We start from the raw sequence: 336 nt of genomic DNA, 5'->3' as shown, positions 1-336 counted from the left end.
GGGGGGGGGGGGGGGGGGGGGGGGCGAGGGGGGGGGGGGCGGCCTGACGGCTCAGACCACAATAATCAATCTCCTCCCAATTGATCTGCGCGTCCACCCCTACAGATTGCGTAAAACTTTGCGGATCAATCCGCGTGCGCAGACAGGCATGGCGCTGCCCCATCTCTTGCAGGCGGTGTTTCAGACCAGCTGGATCGAAGTGCCCCCGATATTCACGAAATTCCTGCATTGCCACGCCGCCAAGCGGTATATTTTCACCCCGCCCCGCCAGATAGGCCCGCTGTAATGTAGTTAAAGGCTGGTTCTTCCCTGTCGGGGCTGCAATCCGTACCTTAT

General features: G+C 60.7%; 1 pseudogene. It reads right to left on the bottom strand.

From position 1 onward, the window contains the following. Nucleotides 1–336: pseudogene (locus tag HBA93_RS19775) on the bottom strand (hypothetical protein); the annotation flags it as partial.

Origin of the sequence: Ochrobactrum sp. SFR4 (assembly GCF_019730395.1) — a bacterium.
In the GTDB taxonomy this organism is placed as follows: Bacteria; Pseudomonadota; Alphaproteobacteria; order Rhizobiales; family Rhizobiaceae; genus Pseudochrobactrum.
The sequence above is the reverse complement of the archived record's forward strand: the minus strand, read 5'-3'. Positions and strand labels throughout refer to the sequence as shown.